The 16,398-nt window shown below is 70.5% G+C and carries 12 protein-coding genes and 1 pseudogene; 4 read left to right on the top strand and 9 right to left on the bottom strand.

Features of this window, described 5'->3' with window-relative positions:
- Together ACFWM7_RS24045 and ACFWM7_RS24050 are read right to left on the bottom strand one after the other, a co-directional pair.
- A partial coding sequence (locus ACFWM7_RS24045) for an Ig-like domain repeat protein (RefSeq protein ID WP_383263716.1) occupies nt 1–1,685 on the bottom strand: 1,685 nt, incomplete at its 3' end.
- A gap of 317 nt (nt 1,686–2,002) precedes the next feature.
- Nucleotides 2,003–3,829: a phosphoenolpyruvate carboxykinase (GTP) gene (locus ACFWM7_RS24050; protein ID WP_383263719.1), complete on the bottom strand. Its 1,827-nt coding sequence runs from the start codon at nt 3,827–3,829 to the stop codon at nt 2,003–2,005.
- Nucleotides 3,830–4,054: 225 nt separating this feature from the next.
- Here ACFWM7_RS24050 and ACFWM7_RS24055 point away from each other — a divergent pair, with 225 nt between their 5' ends.
- Nucleotides 4,055–4,747 carry a hemolysin III family protein gene (locus ACFWM7_RS24055; RefSeq protein WP_383263722.1) on the top strand — a complete coding sequence of 231 codons (693 nt, stop codon included), beginning with the start codon at nt 4,055–4,057 and terminating at the stop codon, nt 4,745–4,747.
- Nucleotides 4,748–4,885: 138 nt separating this feature from the next.
- Here the strand turns inward: ACFWM7_RS24055 and ACFWM7_RS24060 are convergent, their stop codons facing one another.
- Entirely contained in the window at nt 4,886–6,916 is a 2,031-nt protein-coding gene (locus ACFWM7_RS24060) for a thioredoxin domain-containing protein (protein WP_383263726.1), read from the bottom strand.
- A 310-nt stretch (nt 6,917–7,226) separates the two neighbouring features.
- Between ACFWM7_RS24060 and ACFWM7_RS24065 the strand changes: the two genes are divergently transcribed.
- Together ACFWM7_RS24065 and ACFWM7_RS24070 are read left to right on the top strand one after the other, a co-directional pair.
- Nucleotides 7,227–7,490 (top strand): hypothetical protein, encoded by a 264-nt coding sequence (locus tag ACFWM7_RS24065; protein WP_383263729.1) that lies wholly within the window; start codon nt 7,227–7,229, stop codon nt 7,488–7,490.
- Entirely contained in the window at nt 7,487–7,894 is a 408-nt protein-coding gene (locus ACFWM7_RS24070) for a PIN domain-containing protein (RefSeq protein WP_383263731.1), read from the top strand. The genes ACFWM7_RS24065 and ACFWM7_RS24070 overlap by 4 nt, the downstream gene beginning before the upstream one ends.
- Before the next feature lie 34 nt (nt 7,895–7,928).
- On the opposite strand, the pseudogene ACFWM7_RS24075 reads toward ACFWM7_RS24070, so the two are convergent.
- The 6 genes and pseudogenes from ACFWM7_RS24075 to ACFWM7_RS24100 form a co-directional block, all read right to left on the bottom strand.
- Nucleotides 7,929–8,096 (bottom strand): annotated as a pseudogene (locus ACFWM7_RS24075) (DUF255 domain-containing protein); the annotation flags it as partial.
- An 82-nt stretch (nt 8,097–8,178) separates the two neighbouring features.
- The gene (locus ACFWM7_RS24080; protein WP_383263732.1) at nt 8,179–9,195 is read right to left on the bottom strand and encodes a GNAT family N-acetyltransferase; all 1,017 of its coding nucleotides are present in this window, start codon (nt 9,193–9,195) and stop codon (nt 8,179–8,181) included.
- Nucleotides 9,196–9,309: 114 nt separating this feature from the next.
- Nucleotides 9,310–10,701, bottom strand: coding sequence for an MFS transporter (locus ACFWM7_RS24085; protein WP_383263735.1), 1,392 nt, complete (start codon nt 10,699–10,701; stop codon nt 9,310–9,312).
- A gap of 60 nt (nt 10,702–10,761) precedes the next feature.
- A complete protein-coding gene (locus tag ACFWM7_RS24090) occupies nt 10,762–12,060 on the bottom strand; it encodes an MFS transporter (RefSeq protein WP_383263737.1) in 1,299 nt (432 codons plus the stop codon).
- Nucleotides 12,057–12,836: a 2OG-Fe dioxygenase family protein gene (locus ACFWM7_RS24095; protein ID WP_383263739.1), complete on the bottom strand. Its 780-nt coding sequence runs from the start codon at nt 12,834–12,836 to the stop codon at nt 12,057–12,059. Before ACFWM7_RS24095 ends, ACFWM7_RS24090 begins: the two co-directional genes overlap by 4 nt.
- A 50-nt stretch (nt 12,837–12,886) precedes the next feature.
- Nucleotides 12,887–14,305 (bottom strand): acetyl-CoA carboxylase biotin carboxylase subunit family protein, encoded by a 1,419-nt coding sequence (locus ACFWM7_RS24100; RefSeq protein ID WP_383263742.1) that lies wholly within the window; start codon nt 14,303–14,305, stop codon nt 12,887–12,889.
- A 616-nt stretch (nt 14,306–14,921) separates the two neighbouring features.
- On the opposite strand from ACFWM7_RS24100, the gene ACFWM7_RS24105 reads away from it, so the two are divergent.
- Nucleotides 14,922–16,355, top strand: coding sequence for a coproporphyrinogen-III oxidase family protein (locus tag ACFWM7_RS24105; RefSeq protein WP_383263745.1), 1,434 nt, complete (start codon nt 14,922–14,924; stop codon nt 16,353–16,355).
- Nucleotides 16,356–16,398 lie beyond the last annotated feature (43 nt).

The following is a 16,398-nucleotide window of genomic DNA, read 5'->3' on the forward strand; positions in this document are numbered from 1 at the left end:
GCGTCGCCGGCATAGCCGACCTCGTACGTCGTACTGCCGGTGGCGCGCGGCAGGTCGCTGATCCGGAATGTCCCGTCGGCCGCCACGGCGGCCGACGTCAGGACGCCGGAGCCCTTCTTGTCAGTCCGCTGCACGGCGAGCGTGACACCGGCCGGGAGGCCGCGGCCCTGCGCCGTCAGCCTGCCGGTGATCTCCAGACCCTCACCCTTCGTCGCCTCCGCCGGAGCGCTCAGCGTGATGGCGGTCGGAGCCTTGGCGACCGTGACACCGACCGTGATGTCCTCGGCGGGCCGGTGAACGAGGCTTCCGGTGAAGGAGAGGGTGTAGGTGGCCTCCCCCACGTACGACGGCACGTCCAGGAGGGTGAACGTCCCGTCCGCCTCGACCTCGACGGCGGGCACCGCACGGTCGCCCCGGGCGTCGTGGCGCACCGCCGACACCTTCGCCGGCTCGGCCGGCGCGGGTCCGTCCAGCTCCAGACGGCCCCGGATACCGAGCGGTTCACCGACGACGGGCTGCTCCGGCGTGGTGGTCGGGGAGCCGGTGAAGCGTGCGTCGTACTGGACGGCGGGGGGCTGGATGACGTGCAGCCAGAACTCGTTGCCGTAGACGTTGCTCGTGATCGCGAAGAGCCGTGTCCCGTCCTGGGACCAGCCCAGGCCGCGGGAGGCGACCAGATCGCCCTGGAGAGCGCCCTCGAAGGCGAACTCCACCGGCGCGGTGCGGTCGGCCGGGTCCGCCGGCTGCACCAGGAGGTCGGCGGTGCCTCCGGAGGCCGCGGCGCCCCGCGCGACGTACTTGCCGTCGCCCCCGAAGGCGACCGCCGTCGCCGTCGCCCCCTCGGGCAGCGGCTGGTAGGGGACCGGTGCGTCGGACAGGTCGGAGGCGTCCAGCAGCCGGGTTCCGGCAGACCCGTCGGCGACGGCGATCCGCTTCCCGTCGGCGGAGAGCGCGAGGTCCCTCAGGTGCAGGGCGCCCTGGCCCCCTGCACCCGCGAACCGTCGCTGGGGCCCGCGCACCAGGGTGCTGCCGCTCGTGTCGAAGACGGTGAGGAAGGGGTCGGCGACACCGGTGCCGCGGGACTGGCCCATGACGAGGCGGTCCGGCGCCCCGGGGCCCTCCGTCAGCCTCAGTCTCCCCGTGTCGTTCCATTCGGTACTGACCGCGGTGGTGCCGTCCACCCCGAAGAGCCGGGTGTTCCTGTTGTCGCAGTCGCCGGTGGCCGCCGTCTCGGCGTACCACTGGCGCCCGCCGGCGAAGGCCACGTCACGCGGGCACTCCACGGAGTAGTGGGCGCGGACCAGTGCGGTGCGCTGCGCGGTTGCGGTGTCGAACGCGAGGATGCCGTTCGACTGGGAGACGTGGAGCGTGGAGCCGTCCGCGCTCAGGGCCATACCGGTCGGCGAGCTGTCCGTGGGCAGCACGCCCACCTTCGTGCCGGCGAAGTCGTAGACCTGCACCTCGCCGCCCGTGCGGCTGCGGCGGTCGTCGCTGATGTACAAGCGCTCGTGGACGGAGTCGACCACCAACTCCGAGTACGAACCGATCGGCAGCTTCGCCACTTTGTCCCCGCCCGCGGCGGTGGCAGCGATGGCCGGAGCGGCGAGGGAGGCCAGGCCGCCCGCGCCCAGGGCCAGCGCGGTCAGGGTCGCCGCCGTACGTCTGCCGTGCCGAGTTCTCTTCAACGTCGTTCCCCCACAAGTCCGTCGACGCCACGGGATGTGCCGCAGCACCTGGTGAAGCTTCAGCAGACAAGTGTGAAGGTCCTGCACGCAAGGAGATGGTGATTCATGGACGTTCACCATGAAAAGGGGCGGCCCCCGGAACCGTGAGGGGGTTTCGGGGGCCGGGAGGGGTGTCCTTGGTCGGGGACGAGCCCTCCGGGGCTGTCGGCGACGACTGGCGCGACGACAGGCCCCGTACCGCGGCGGATCGTTCGGCCCCACAGGTCAGGGCGGATGTCCGATGGACCCGGCCGCGGGGTTCGGGAGGAGCGGCGGGCTCAGCCCAGGCGCTCGACGAGCGCGTGGTACTCGTCCCACAGCTCCTTGGGCGTGTGGTCGCCGAAGGTGTTGAGGTGCTCGGGGACCAGGGCGGCCTCCTCGCGCCAGACCTTCTTGTCGACGGTGAGGAGGAAGTCGAGGTCGGACTCGGCGAGGTCCAGGCCCTCGGTGTCGAGCGCGCCCTTGGCCGGCAGGATGCCGATCGGGGTCTCGACGCCCTCGGCCTTGCCCTCCAGCCGCTCCACGATCCACTTGAGGACGCGGCTGTTCTCGCCGAAACCGGGCCACACGAACTTGCCCGCCTCGTTCTTGCGGAACCAGTTCACGTAGTAGATCTTCGGGAGCTTCGACTGATCGGCCTTGTCCGCACCGACCTTGACCCAGTGGTTCATGTAGTCGCCCATGTTGTAGCCGCAGAACGGCAGCATGGCGAACGGGTCGCGGCGCAGCTCGCCGACCTTGCCCTCGGCGGCGGCGGTCTTCTCGGAGGCGACGTTGGCACCGAGGAAGACGCCGTGCTGCCAGTCGAAGGACTCGGTGACCAGCGGTACGGCGGAGGCGCGGCGGCCACCGAAGAGGATCGCGGAGATCGGCACGCCCTTGGGGTCCTCCCACTCGGGCGCGATGATCGGGCACTGTCCGGCGGGGACGGTGAAGCGGGCGTTGGGGTGGGCGGCGGGCGTGCCGGACTCGGGGGTCCAGTCGTTGCCCTTCCAGTCGGTGAGGTGCGCGGGCGCCTCCTCGGTCATGCCCTCCCACCACACGTCGCCGTCGTCCGTCAGCGCGACGTTGGTGAAGACGGAGTTGCCCCACATGGTCTTCATGGCGTTGGCGTTGGTGTGCTCACCGGTGCCGGGCGCGACGCCGAAGAAGCCGGCCTCGGGGTTGATCGCGTAGAGGCGGCCGTCCTCGCCGAACCGCATCCAGGCGATGTCGTCGCCGATGGTCTCCACGGTCCAGCCGGGGATGGTCGGCTCCAGCATGGCCAGGTTGGTCTTGCCACAGGCGGACGGGAACGCGGCGGCGACGTACTTGCTCTCCCCGCGCGGCGGCGTCAGCTTGAGGATGAGCATGTGCTCGGCCAGCCAGCCCTCGTCGCGGGCCATGACGGACGCGATGCGGAGCGCGTAACACTTCTTGCCGAGCAGGGCGTTGCCGCCGTAGCCGGAGCCGTACGACCAGATCTCGCGGTCCTCGGGGAAGTGCGAGATGTACTTGGTGGTGTTGCAGGGCCACGGGACGTCCTCCTGGCCCTCCTCCAGGGGTGCGCCCAGGGTGTGGACGGCCTTCACGAAGAAGCCGTCGGTGCCCAGCTCGTCCAGGACCGCCTGGCCCATGCGGGTCATGGTGCGCATGGAGACGGCGACGTACGCCGAGTCGGTGATCTCGACGCCGATGGCGGAGAGGGGCGAGCCGACGGGCCCCATGCAGAAGGGGACGACGTACATGGTGCGCCCGCGCATGGACCCACGGAAGACACCGTCGGCACCAGTGAAGATCTCCCGCATCTCGGCGGGGTCCTTCCAGTGGTTGGTCGGCCCCGCGTCCTTCTCCTCCTTGGAGCAGATGAACGTACGGTCCTCGACGCGGGCGACGTCGGTGGGGTCGGACGCGGCGTAGTACGAGTTCGGCCGCTTGATCTCGTCCAGCTTGGTGAACGTGCCCTTGGCGACGAGCTCCCCGCACAGGCGCTCGTACTCGGCCTCGGAGCCGTCGCACCAGACCACCCGGTCCGGCTGGGTGATGGCTGCGATCTCGTCGACCCAGGAGACGAGCTCCTGGTGGTGGGTGGGGACAGTGAGGGGAGCCGCGATGTCGCGCGCCACGATCGCTCCTACGTTGAGGGTGTCAGTTGTCTGTAGGCCCCGTGGGGGCTGCGACCCGGATGCTTCGTACCCTTCGAATTCCCCTGGCGCTCATCCGGTGCCGACTGCACTCATTTGATCATCCGGCCGATCCGCCCATCTGTCCAGGGGGCCTCACACGTGAGCATCGCCACTCATTTGCGCCCTATATCCACTACCTACGGTGGCGTAGGTAGCATGCGAGGTATGACTGACGTTGCCGCTGACGCCGCGACCCCGGGCCCCGTCGTACTCGACCCCACCCCCGTCAAACCGAGAATGCGCGGCTGGCTGCACGCCGGAATGTTCCCGGCGGTCGTCGTCGCCGGCATCACACTGATCGCGCTGACCGACAGCACGACGGGCCGGATCGCCTGCACCGTCTACATCCTCAGCGCCTGCCTGCTGTTCGGCGTGAGCGCGGTCTACCACCGCGGCACCTGGGGGCCGCGCGGCGAGGCGGTGCTCCGCCGCCTGGACCACGCGAACATCTTCCTGATCATCGCGGGCACCTACACCCCGCTGACGCTGCTCCTGCTCCCCGAGTCGACGGCCCGGCCCCTGCTGTGGGCGGTCTGGGCGGCCGCGGCGGCGGGCATCGCCTTCCGCGTCTTCTGGGTCGGCGCACCGCGCTGGCTCTACACGCCCTGCTACATCGCGATGGGCTGGGCGGCGGTCTTCTTCCTGCCCGACTTCATGCGGGCCGGCGGTATCGCGGTCCTGGTCCTCGTCGTGGTGGGCGGGCTGCTGTACAGCGCGGGCGGCGTGATCTACGGCATCAAGAAGCCGAACCCGTCGCCGCGCTGGTTCGGCTTCCACGAGGTCTTCCACTCGCTGACGCTGGCGGCGTTCATCGCGCACTACGTGGGCATCTCGCTGGTCGCGTACCAGCACGCATAAGCACGAAGCGTTACGCGGATGAGGGCCGGTCACCACGGAACGTTACGCATATGGGGGGCCGGTCACCACCGAACGTTCCGCGGATGAGGGGCCGGTCACGCAGCACGACCGGCCCCTCATCGCTGCCCTGGGCGGCACTCAGCCCCCGAAGCCACCCAGCTTGGCCGCCAGCTCCCCCGCATCGGTGGTCGGCGCGTCGCACACGAAGTGCCGGCAGACGTACGCGGTCGGCTCCCCGCCCACCAGCGGCCGGTCCACCAGCAGCGGGAACTCGGCCCCCGCCCCCGGCCCCTCGCCGGCCGCGACCACCGCACCCGGGGCCCGCCCCAGCAGCGCCGTCCGGTGCAGCTCACCGCCGACCGGTCCCGCCACGGCGACCTCCCGGGGCCCGTCGAGCAGCCCTTCGGCGACCGCGAGACCCCAGCCGACGAAGCGGGGGACACGCGGGCCCAGCGCCTTCACCACACCGAGCGCGCCCTCGGCGGCGCTGCGATGGGCCTCGGACCCGGTGTACGCGGCGTAGGTGAGGAGCGCCCCAGCGGCGGCCGTCCACCCGGACGGGGTGGCGCTGTCGGTCGGATCCTGGGGCCGCCGGATGAGCTGCTCGGCATCGTGGGCGGTGTCGTACAACTGGCCGCCCTCCCCCGTGAACTGCTCCAGCACGATGTCCAGCAGGAACCCGGCGAACTCCAGCCAGGCGCCCTCCCCCGTCACCGCAGCCAGCGCGAGGAAGCCCTCCGCCACATCGCCGTAGTCCTCCAGCACCCCGGCGTTGTCCCCGGCGCGCCCGTCCTTGGACGTACGGGTCAGCCGGGCCACCTCGCCCAGATGCACCCGCACGAGCAGGTCAGCGGCCTCGGTGGCCCGCTCCACGAGGTCGGGCCGGTCGAAGTAGGCGCCGGTCTCGGCAAGGGCGGCAATAGCAAGCCCGTTCCAGGCAGCAACAACTTTGTCGTCCCGCCCCGGACGCGGCCGCTCCGCACGGGCGGCCAGCAGCCGGGCCCGTACGCCCGCGACCCGGTCGGCGTCCACGGGCCCGGTGTCCCCCGGCAGCCGGAGCACGGAGGCGCCCTCCTCGAAGGTGCCGTCCTCGGTCACCCCGAAGTAGGCGGCGGCGAAGGCGGCGTCGTCCTCCCCGAGCACGTCACGCAACTGCGCGGGAGTCCACACGTAAAAAGCACCTTCGACATGCTTTCCCTGCTGGTCCTCGCTGTCGGCGTCGAGGGCGGAGGCGAACCCGCCCTCGGCGGTCCGCAACTCGCGGACCAGGAAGTCGGCGGTCTCCAGGGCGATCCGCCGGGCCTCGTCCGACCCGGTGGCCCGCCAGAGATGGGCGTACACCCGGCAGAGCAGGGCGTTGTCGTAGAGCATCTTCTCGAAGTGCGGGACGATCCACTCCCGGTCCACGGAGTACCGTGCGAACCCGCCGCCGAGCTGGTCGTAGATCCCGCCGCGGGCCATCGCAGCACAGGTGTCGGCGGCCATCTGGAGGGCTCCCTCGGCCCCGGTCCGCGCGTAGTGCCGCAGCAGGAACTCCACAGCCATGGCCGGCGGGAACTTGGGCGCACCCCCGAACCCGCCGTGCTGCTGGTCGTACTCCCGGGTGAGCCCGAGCAGGGCCTGAGCGACCTCCGACTCCCCCGGCACCCCGTCCCCACCGTGGACCAGCGACCGCCCCGCCAGATCGGCCACGATCCGCCCGGCCACCTCGGCGACCTCTTCCCTCCGGTCGGTCCAGGCGGCCGTGACCCCTTCCAGCACCTGCTGGAAGGAGGGCGAGCCGTGCCGGGGCTCGGGCGGGAAGTAGGTCCCGAAGTAGAAGGGTTCGGCGTCCGCAGTGAGAAAGACGGTCATCGGCCACCCACCGTGCCCGGTGGCCGCCTGAACGGCCTCCATGTACACGGCGTCGACGTCGGGCCGCTCCTCCCGGTCGACCTTCACGGGCACGAAGTGCGCGTTGAGGTAGGCGGCGACGGTCTCGTCCTCGAACGATTCGTGGGCCATGACGTGACACCAGTGGCAACTGGCGTACCCCACGCTGAGCAGCACGGGCACGTCCCGCTTCCTGGCCTCCTCGAACGCCTCGGGCGACCAGGGCCACCAGTCGACGGGATTGTCGGCGTGCTGGAGGAGGTACGGGGAGGTGGTCTGCGCAAGTCGGTTGGCCATGCCCCAATCCTCGCGCACCCGCCTCCAGGACACCCGCGCGCCACGGGGCAGCCACCCCAGAGCGGCTGACCGCAGCGGCGGAAACGCCGGCCGGGGCAGGGCTCCTCCTCGATCTATAGGTCCGCCGCCGTTCCACCTGTTCCAGCCCAGCCCGCCCGACAGGAGGCAACGGAGCCCTCAATTCCGTTCGAAAACGATCAGTTCAGAACTTCGGTGACGACGGCGAGTGGGTCACCCGGTGCCCCAGGCGGGGAAGCTCGTCTGGGTTCAGGGCAGCTCATTGTAATAGCGCTTGTCCTACACTCTGAGTATGAAGTCGACCCGAGCTGGGACCACTGAGAACATCTCCGTGTCCATGCCCGCCGAACTGGTCAGTGAACTCCGCTCAAGAACCGGGCGCGGAGGCCTATCCAGCTACATCACCGAGGCCGTGAGGCGTCAGCTCGCCATGGACGGGCTCGCCGAGATCGTCAGAGCCTATGAAGAAGATCACGGCGCGCTCACTGAGCAGGAGATCGAAGCCGCTCGTCGTGAGCTGTTCGGAGACGAGAACGCCGAACGGGGCGCTGCGTGAAGGAACAGCCGGCCCGCTCGCTGGTGCTCGACTCCGAGGCGCTCTCTCTGCTCCTGCGCAACGACCGCGGTATGGCGGCTCGCATCGAGGCCTCCCGGCAGGCCGGGGTTCCCGTCCTCGTGTCCCCGCTGACCATTGTTGAAGCCGTACAAGGGAAGACCGACCTTCCGCGCTTGAAATGGCTGCTCTCCCGGCTGCGGGTGGAACCGGTCAGTCAGGAGGATTCCCTCATCGCGGTGGCCCTGCTCCGGGACGCGGGCGGGCTGCATGGGCACAAGTACGCAATCGACGCCCTCGTCGCCGCGCTCGCGCTCCGTGTCCCGGCCCCCGTGATCGTTCTGACTTCCGACCATGACGACTGGTCGAAACTCTGCGGGGAGCGCGTAATCATCAAAGAAGTGTGAGCACGCCCCAGCTACTGGGTTCGCGAGTTCACTGGCACCAGTGGCAGCTGGCGTACCCCACGCTGAGAAGCACGGGCACGTCCCGCTTCCTGGCCTTCTCGAACGCCTCGGGCGACCAGGGCCACCAGTCGACGGGATTGACGGCGTGCTGGAGGAGGTACGGGGAGGTGGTCTGCGCAAGTCGGTTGGCCGTGCTCCTAATCCTCGCGCACCCGCCTCCAGGACACCCGCGCGCCACGGGGCGGGGGCGAAGCACTGGGGGTTCCGGTGTCACGGCCGACGCGTCAGGCGGTGGTCTCGCTCCTGCCTTCCACCGCCCACAGCGGCGACGTCACCGCCCCCCGGAGAGTCTTGGCGCGGAGGGACTCCATGCCGAGGTGGAGGGCGGTGGCGCCGTGGGCGTAGGCGTCCTCGATGGGGAGGTAGTAGACGAGGTTGAAGTATTCGTGGGCGCCCCGCAGGCGGGCGTAGTCGTATCCGGTGGAGCGGATCCAGACGGTGCCCGCGTGGTGGTAGGCGAGGCTGAAGGCGACCATGTGGCGGCCGGAGAACGCGGCGTGGACGGTGCCGCTGTCGGCCATGCCCTCGGCCTGGTCGCGCAGGATCGCGGCCATGACGGCGGGGTCCGCCGGGTGGCCGTGGCGTGCCTGGAGTTGCGCGGCCAGGGCGCCGGCGGTGTCGGCGCACTCGGAGAGCCGCAGGGTGCGCCGTTCGTATCCGGCTTCGGCGAAGGCCCGGCGTTCGCGGCGGATCGTGACGCGCCGCTTCGAGGGCAGGGCGGCGAGGTAGTCGTCGAACGTCGTGCCGGGCAGCGGGATGCGGGCGTCCTGGTTCAGTTGTACGGGCTTGGTGCCGCAGGCGTCGGCGAGTTCGGCGGCCGCCTCGTCGGTGACGTACAGCCACCACGGCACGGCGTTCTCGGCGGTGGCGAGGGTTCCGGCCGCCGTCACGAGCCGGTCCAGTGCCTCGCGGCGTCGGGCGGGGGTGAGGAGCGGGTGGAGCAGAGGGGCGTTGAGGTAGCCGCGGCGGGCTCCCGCGAGGAGGGTACGGGCCGGGGCGCGGGCGGGGAGGAGTTCGTGCACGCGGTAGAGGTCGTTGGGTTCGGTGTCGACCACGTACAGCGGTGCTGCGGCGACCAGGTGGCCGTCGTCGTGAACCAGGGCGTAGTGGACCCGGGCGGTGGGGTCCTGCTGCTGGGCGGCGAGCCAGCGGTGCGAGAGGTAGAGGCCCGCCTGTGCGGACAGGGCGTCCCACCGGGCGGCGGGAACGTCCCCGATGTCGGGTACGAGGGTGAGGATCACAGCGGGGTTTCCCTCCGGTCGGATGGGGTGGGGTCGGGTGGGGTGGGCGTCGCGGAGACCGGCCCGCCGGGCCGCCGGGCCGCCGCGCACCCGTACCGCGCCCGCCGTCCCGCATCAGTCGGCAGCCACCCTGCGCGGTTCCGCCTCCGGCACGTGCGCCGCGCGGTACGGGCTGATGGTCCCCGGGCGTACGAGGGTGAGCGCGACCAGGGACGCCACGGCTCCCGAGGCGCAGGTCAGCAGGAACGCGCTGGGGTGTCCGTGGTGCTGGGCCAGTTGTCCCGCCGCCAGCGCGGCCATGCCCTGGCCGACGATGAGGCCGCTGCCGAGGAGTGTCATCGCCTCGCCCATCCGTTCCAGCGGTGCCACCTGTTCCGTGAGGGTGAACACCGCGATCAGGTGCGGGGCCACGGCGAACCCGATGGCGGCGATGGCGGCGGTCGCGCCGAGGAAGCTGTCGACCAGGAGGAGTGGGAGCAGCAGCAGGGCCTGGGCGACGATGGCGAGGCGGAGTTGGAGCGTCAGTTCCAGGGCGATGGGCCGCATCGTGATGGCCAGGCCGGTCAGCGCGCTGGTCACGGCCATGGCGCCCCAGACGAGGCCGGCTGTTCCGGTGTCGCCGAGGTGGGCGGACAGGGCGCTGGTGCCCGCGTTGGCGCTTCCCCAGATCATCCCCTGGAGCAGCGCCATGGCGAAGAGGGCCAGCAGAGCCGGGTGCAGCAGCCGTACGGGGGCCGAGGTCCGGGGCGGTGTGCCCGGCGGCGCGGTGGGGTGGAGGGCGAAGAGCGTGCCGAACACCGCCATGACCAGCCCGGCGAGGACGAGTCCGGCCGCCGGGTGGATCAGGACGACCGTCACGCCGGCGAGCGCGGGGCCGACCATGAAGCTGAGTTCGTCGACCGTCGTGTCGAAGGAGAGTGCCCGGCTGGTCAACTCCCTCGCCTCTCTCGCCTCCCTCGCCTCCCTCACCTCCCTCACCTCCCTCGCGTCCCTCGCGTCCCTCGCGTCCCTCGCGTCCCTCGCCTCCCTCGCCTCTCTCGCGTCCCTCGCGTCCCTCGCGTCCCTCGCGTCCCTCGCGGATGACGGACTTCTGCCGTCCTTGGGGTCCGTCAGGACGATCCAGCGGGTGCGGGAGAGCGGCCCGATCTGCGGCACGGTGAGCCCGACGACGGCGGCGAGCGCCGCCTGTACGACGAGCGGCATCGCGGTCAGGGCCGATACGACGAAGAACGCGACGGCCGTGGCGTTGGCGAGGGACGCCGCCAGGATGACCGGGCGGTGGCCTCGGCGGTCGGCGTAGCGTCCGAGGAACGGTCCGCCCACGGCCTGGCCCGTCCACAGCATCCCGGCGGCGATTCCGGCCCTGCCGATGCTGTTGAGTTCCGTCAGCATCAGGAGGGTGGCGATGGGGCAGATCGCGGCGGGCAGGCGTGCCGCGAAGGAGATCGCGGGCAGGGCGGGGCCCGCGATCCGGGTAACTGTCGTGAGACTTGCGAACGCTGACACCTGAATCTTTTCCCGTCGTCGTGCGATGTGCGCCGCTCAGCCTTGTGCGATGTGCGCCGCTCAGCGGTGTTCCGCCGTGTCGGTCAGGGGGTGCCGCTGAGGGGCCTCGTCCCCCGGAGCGGTGTCGTCCAGCGCGGGATCCCCCAGTGCGGAGTCTCCGAGGCTCAGCACCAGCGGCACCGCGAGCAGGTTCACCGCGCCCAGGACCACCCAGGGCCAGGCCGGCCCGTGGCCCAGGAGCGTGGTGAGTACGGCGGGGGCCAGGGCGTTCCCGAGGCTCCAGGAGAGCTGGAAGACGCCCAGATAGCGGCCGCGGATGTGTTCCGGCGCCAGGGAGGCGCTGAGTTCGCTGCTGGAGGGCATGCTGAGCATCTCGGCCGCCGTGAACACCGCCATCGCCAGCAGCAGGCCCCCGGCCACCATCCAGCCGGGGACGGCGAGGACCAGGCCGAAGACGGCGAAGGCCGCGGCGTTGACCACGCCGGCCAGGGCCAGGACGCGGGCCGGGCGGCGGCGCTCGATCATGCGGGCGACCAGGGTCTGGACCAGCGCGACGAGGACCATGTTGCCGACCATGCACGCCCCCACCAGCCAGGCCGAGGCGTGCAGCACCTCGGTGATGTAGAGGGCGAGCAGGACCGGCAGCACGCTCGCGGCCAGCACGTACGCCAGATTCGCCACGACCAGCCGCAGGTAGCGCAGGTCGCGCAGCACCGCGCCGTACCCTCCGCCGCCGGCCGGGCGGGCGGGCCCGGGCGCGCGTTCCGGGGTCGCCGGGCGCCAGCCCGCGAGCAGGCAGGCGGCGATCACGAAGCTCAGCGCGTTGGCCAGGACCAGGGCCCGGACCCATTCGCTCCCCCAGGCGATCGCAAGCGACGCGACGGCGGCTCCGAAGCCCCCGCCGATGTTCCGCAGGGCGCTGATGAAGCCGAACCAGCGGGCGTGGTCCCGGCGGCGGGCCGCGAGGAGGACGAGGCTGCGGCTGGAGGTCCAGTAGATGCTCGACCCGGCCTGGACGACGAACTGGACCGCCACGATCTTCCATACGGCGTCCGCGGCCAGGAAGGCGCAGAACCCGATGGCCGACATGAGGTTGGCGCCGATGACGACCGTACGGGAGCCGAACCGGTCGATCAGCGCGCCGGCCACGACGGGCGTGGGCAGGGCGAGGAGCTGTCCGAGCGAGAGGGCGGCGCCGATGGCGCCGAGGGGCAGCGAGGTCGTGGTGGTGAAGTAGAGGACGGTGAAGGCCAGGACCAGTCCGTTGCCCAGGCTGTCCATGACGTTCGCGGAGACGAAGCGGCCGTTCCCCGCCAGGTCCGGCAGGCCCCACTTGTCCAGCAGCTCGCGCCCGGTCATCGCGGACCGGGACAGTCGTCGGGGCGGTCCTCGGCGTCGCGCGGAAAGAAGTCGGGGCGGTCCTCGGCGTCGCGCGGAAAGAAGTCGGGGCGGTCCTCGGCGTCGCGCGGGAAGAAGTCGACGAGCATCATGTCCCGGACCCCCACCGGCAGGTCTCCGGCGACCTCGACTGCCGAGACCCCGTGGAAGACCCGCCGGTCGTCGATGACGACCGTCTCGAACGGCTCGGTGAGCAGCGTACGGAAGAGCGGGGTCATCTCCCGGTCGTACAGCTGGGAGACGCCGCCCTCGACGTTCTCGCGGCGCATCAGGACCTGGGCCACGAAGTGGTGGCCGTCCTCGTGGACGCCCTCCGGCGCCGGCAGGCCCTCCGCGTCGCGGGAGGCGATGATGCGGATCTGGTGGATGCCGACGGCGCCGGTGGAGACGTCGAAGCTGCCGGGGAGCCGGTCGAGCAGGGCGCGGACGAGCGCCGCGAGCACCGGGGACTCGGCCACCTCCTGCTCGATCGGGGCGAACTCCCGGGCCGCCCCGCCGTGCAGCGGGTTGATCTCCGCCGCCTGGCGGAAGGCCCCGTGGGGGACGCGCTTTAGCGTGCCGCGGTTCAGGTGGAACTCGCTGTAACGGCGCCGTCGGTAGGCGGCGCCGGCCCGCAGGTAGCGGTCGGCCTCCAGGCCGTCCCAGGACTCGCGCAGGTGCTTGATCGCGATCTCGTCGTGTTCGGTGAGGGCTGCGAGGATCTCGGTGGCCGGCACATGGACGTACGGCTCGGGCATGGGAACGGGGCCTTTCGTGCGGGCGGTGCGGGAGGCGCTGGTACGGCCGGTCAGACGGTGGCCCGGCCGGTGGCGGCGGCCGGCGCGGTGGCAGCGGCCTGTCCGGTGGCGGCCTGCTCGGTGACGGCCTGCTCGGTGACGGCGGCCTGCGCGGCGGGGCCGGTGAGCCGGGTGGCGGGGCCGGACTGCGCGGCGGAGCCGGTGAGCAGTTCCCCCAGCTGCGTGCGCATCTCCGGCCTGAGCACCTGGTGGGTGGTGTCCAGGTCCGTGATCACCTGGAGGAAGCGGGCCTCGTCGCCGTACTCGCAGGAGGCGATCATCAGACCGCCGTACTCACGCCCGTCGACCACGAGGGTGGGGGTGATCTGTACGACGTCCAGGGCCTGTTCGGCCTGCTCCACGAAGGCGTCGGTCACGTTGTGGACCGGGAATTCGAGGGACCAGCGGCGTCGGGGCAGCACCGGGCCGGCCGGGGCCTGCCACTGGCCGAGCAGGATCTCCGTCATGCCGAGGTAGGTGTTGCGGCCCGAGGCGGCCACGCCGAGGGCGGTGGCGCCGGAGACCCGGGGGTTGATCTCCAGGACGTAGTAGGTGCCGCCGCTGTAGATGATGTCCAGGTTGATCACCCCGGTGATGCCGAGGGTGGTGCACAGCTTCTTCAGTTTCTCGGCCACCGGTTCAAAGGCGGCGTCGTCCGCCGGCCGGGGCGCGGACGACCGCAGCTCCCAGAAGGCGAAGGTCGGCCGGCCGCCGGTCGGCCCGGTGAAGCACAGCGGCTGTACGGCGTACTCGCCGTCGGCGCCCACGAGTTCGACCGTGCACAGCTCGCCGGTGATGCACCGCTCCAGGACGTGGTTCCCCTCGTCGGGGGTGGCCAGGTACTCCTCCAGCTCCGCCCGGTCGCGGATGAAGCGGATGCCGTTGCCCGAGCTGCCCCATACCGCCTTCGTCAGCAGCGGGTAGCCGATCTCCTCCGCCTTGAGGCGGATGATGTCGGCGTAGACCGGCACCTCGGCGGCACCGTTCTTCAGCAGGGTGCCGTCGACGAGCATGCCGTGCGGGGTGTCCAGGCCGTGGTCGGCCAGGATCTTCTTGGTCTCCCACTTGTCGGCGAGCAGCCGGGAGGGGTCGAGGCCGTTGGAGACCATCGGGATGCCGTGCCGGGCCAGCTTCTCCTTCACCACGGCGTCCCGCAGCCCCGCCTCGTCGGGGAAGGACAGCGAGACGACGCCGTCGGCCCCCCAGGCGCGGACCCGGTCGACGATCTGGTCGGGGGTGGCGTCCTCCGGCAGTTTCTCCCAGGTGCCGCCGGGGAAGTCCGCGGCGTCGCAGTCGCCGTCCGTGTAGAAGATGCGGGCCTCGCGGCCGGCGTCGGTCACGGTCCGGGCCAGCTCCGGAATGTAGGGGCCGGCCCGGGAGACCGGGATCGACCGGATGTACGCGATGCGTTTGATGTCGGACGCGGTCAAGTCTCACTCCAGTTCGATCGGGCGATTCCCGGCGACGACGGCGTGGTCGTGGGGAAATGCGCTCGGCCCGGGATTCCGCATGTGACTGCCGAGTGAAGGCCGCGCAGCCTTCAACTGGGCTTTTGATGCGTGCTTTTCGTGCCGAGGGTATTCAACTTCTTTTCAGATCAGTCAAGTTCCGCATGGTGAAACTCAACTCGGTTGTCCTGTAGGCAAATTCGGTTCGGCGACCGTAACCGCACCGAGCCCCACAGGGCCCCTCGGATATTCGCGATCTCACACTGTGGACAATTTGGGAGGAGGCGACGAATGCCGCCCGGCCATCGTCGTAGGTTCTGTTCCTGTCGCGCCTCTCGCCGCCGGATGTCTACTGGCACCACCTCCGCCACTGGCGTACCGACCAGCCAACACGCCTGCTGTTAAGAGCAGTTGGTGGAGAGCACAGCCTCCGGGGGAGGCTTGCGGGGAAAGGGCACAGCCCACCCATCGCCCACGCGTGTCCTCGGACCGCGCCGCTTTCACTCCATGTCTCTTTCCGTGCCGCACGGATCTGTGGCACCGCTCCCCGTTGGCAGGCAGTTCGACGTCGACCTCCACAGGTAAGGACCCAGGAACGATGAGCGCCATTCGCGACGAGCTCAGCCGGCACATCGAGCAGGGCGTCATTCCGCCCTTCAACTACGCGTACCCTTCCCGCTCCGCCTACCGCCCACTGAACGGAACCCGGAACATCCGGGATATCTGGGCCGAGGACCTGCAGCGGCACCCCGTTCCTGAGCTCAACCTGTATCTGCATGTGCCGTTCTGCCGGTACAAATGCGGGTTCTGCAACCTGTACACCGTCATCTCCGAGGACATGGACGTGTACGACGCGTACATGGACGCCCTCTGTACGCAGATCCGCGACCACACGGAGATCATCCAGAGCCGGCGGCTGCGCACCATCTACATCGGCGGCGGAACCCCGAGCTTGCTGAGCCTGCGTCACTTCGAGCAGCTCTTCGCCACGCTGGACGAGGTGTACCCGAACTGGCGGAGCACGGTCGAGGAGGTGGCCATCGAGGCCACTCCGGACTCCATCGTCAAGGAGCCCGGCACCCTGGAGGGCCTGATCGCCCTGGGCCTCACCCGGGCCAACATCGGCATCCAGTCCCTGGTGCCCTCGGAGATCCGGGAGGCCGGCCGGGGCCAGGCGGGCGAGGACGTCATCCGCCGGGCCATCGAGATCACCCGCGAGAAACAGCTGCCCAACCTGAGCACCGATCTGATCATGGGCTTCGCCGGGCAGACCCCGGAGAGCTGGCGGCACTCGGTCGACGAACTGACGGCGCTCGCCCCCGAGACGATCAGCACCTACTTCCTGACCGTCCGGCCGGACGCGTGGTTCTCCAAGACCGGCGCGTACCAGTACATGATGAGCCCCGACCTGTACGAGCGGTACGACTACGCGAACGCCACGTTCCGCGCCGCCGGGTACGTGCAGGAGTCGAACGTCCGCTACAAGAAGCTGGGGCGCGGCGGCTACCAGCAGAAGGTCCTGACCTTCCACGGCGTTCCGCTGCTGGGTCTGGGCGCCGGGGCGCGCAGCTACACCAGCTCGGTCGACTACATGGTCGGGAACGTCAAGCCGAGCCTGACCGAGGTCGCGGACTACATCACCAAGGCCAAGAACCACGAACTGACCCCGCTCACCGGCTTCGTCCTCAACGACGAGGAGATCATCCGGAAGCGGTTGGTCCTGGACACCTTCGACCTGGACCTCAACGAGCTGAACCGCTTCGGGTACCAGGAGATGGCGCACCTCTTCGAGCCCGTGCTGGAGGCGGCCGAGGAGGTCGGGCTGCTGCGCCGGCTGCCCACGAACCGCATTCAGCTCACCCCGGCCGGCTTCAAGCACCGCGACACCCTGTCCTGGATGCTCTTCTCGAAGAACGTCATCGACCTGGACCGCGACTACTACGCCGACCTGCACAGCAAGAACAAGCGGGCCCAGAAGCACATGGGCAGCGAACCCCTCAGCATCTCGGGCCTCAAGACATCCCGGGCCTGAGACCTCCCGGACCTGACCGTTTCCATCGGCACGACCTTCCCGG

It is taken from the genome of Streptomyces sp. NPDC058375 (assembly GCF_042723425.1).
GTDB classification, from domain to species: domain Bacteria; phylum Actinomycetota; class Actinomycetes; order Streptomycetales; family Streptomycetaceae; genus Streptomyces; species Streptomyces durocortorensis.

Coding starts and splice junctions, on each gene's coding strand:
- ACFWM7_RS24055 (WP_383263722.1), top strand. CDS start 4,055: ATGACTGACGTTGCCGCTGACGCCGCGACCCCGGGCCCCGTCGTACTC.
- ACFWM7_RS24060 (WP_383263726.1), bottom strand. CDS start 6,916: ATGGCCAACCGACTTGCGCAGACCACCTCCCCGTACCTCCTCCAGCAC.
- ACFWM7_RS24065 (WP_383263729.1), top strand. CDS start 7,227: ATGAAGTCGACCCGAGCTGGGACCACTGAGAACATCTCCGTGTCCATG.
- ACFWM7_RS24090 (WP_383263737.1), bottom strand. CDS start 12,060: ATGACCGGGCGCGAGCTGCTGGACAAGTGGGGCCTGCCGGACCTGGCG.
- ACFWM7_RS24095 (WP_383263739.1), bottom strand. CDS start 12,836: ATGCCCGAGCCGTACGTCCATGTGCCGGCCACCGAGATCCTCGCAGCC.
- ACFWM7_RS24105 (WP_383263745.1), top strand. CDS start 14,922: ATGAGCGCCATTCGCGACGAGCTCAGCCGGCACATCGAGCAGGGCGTC.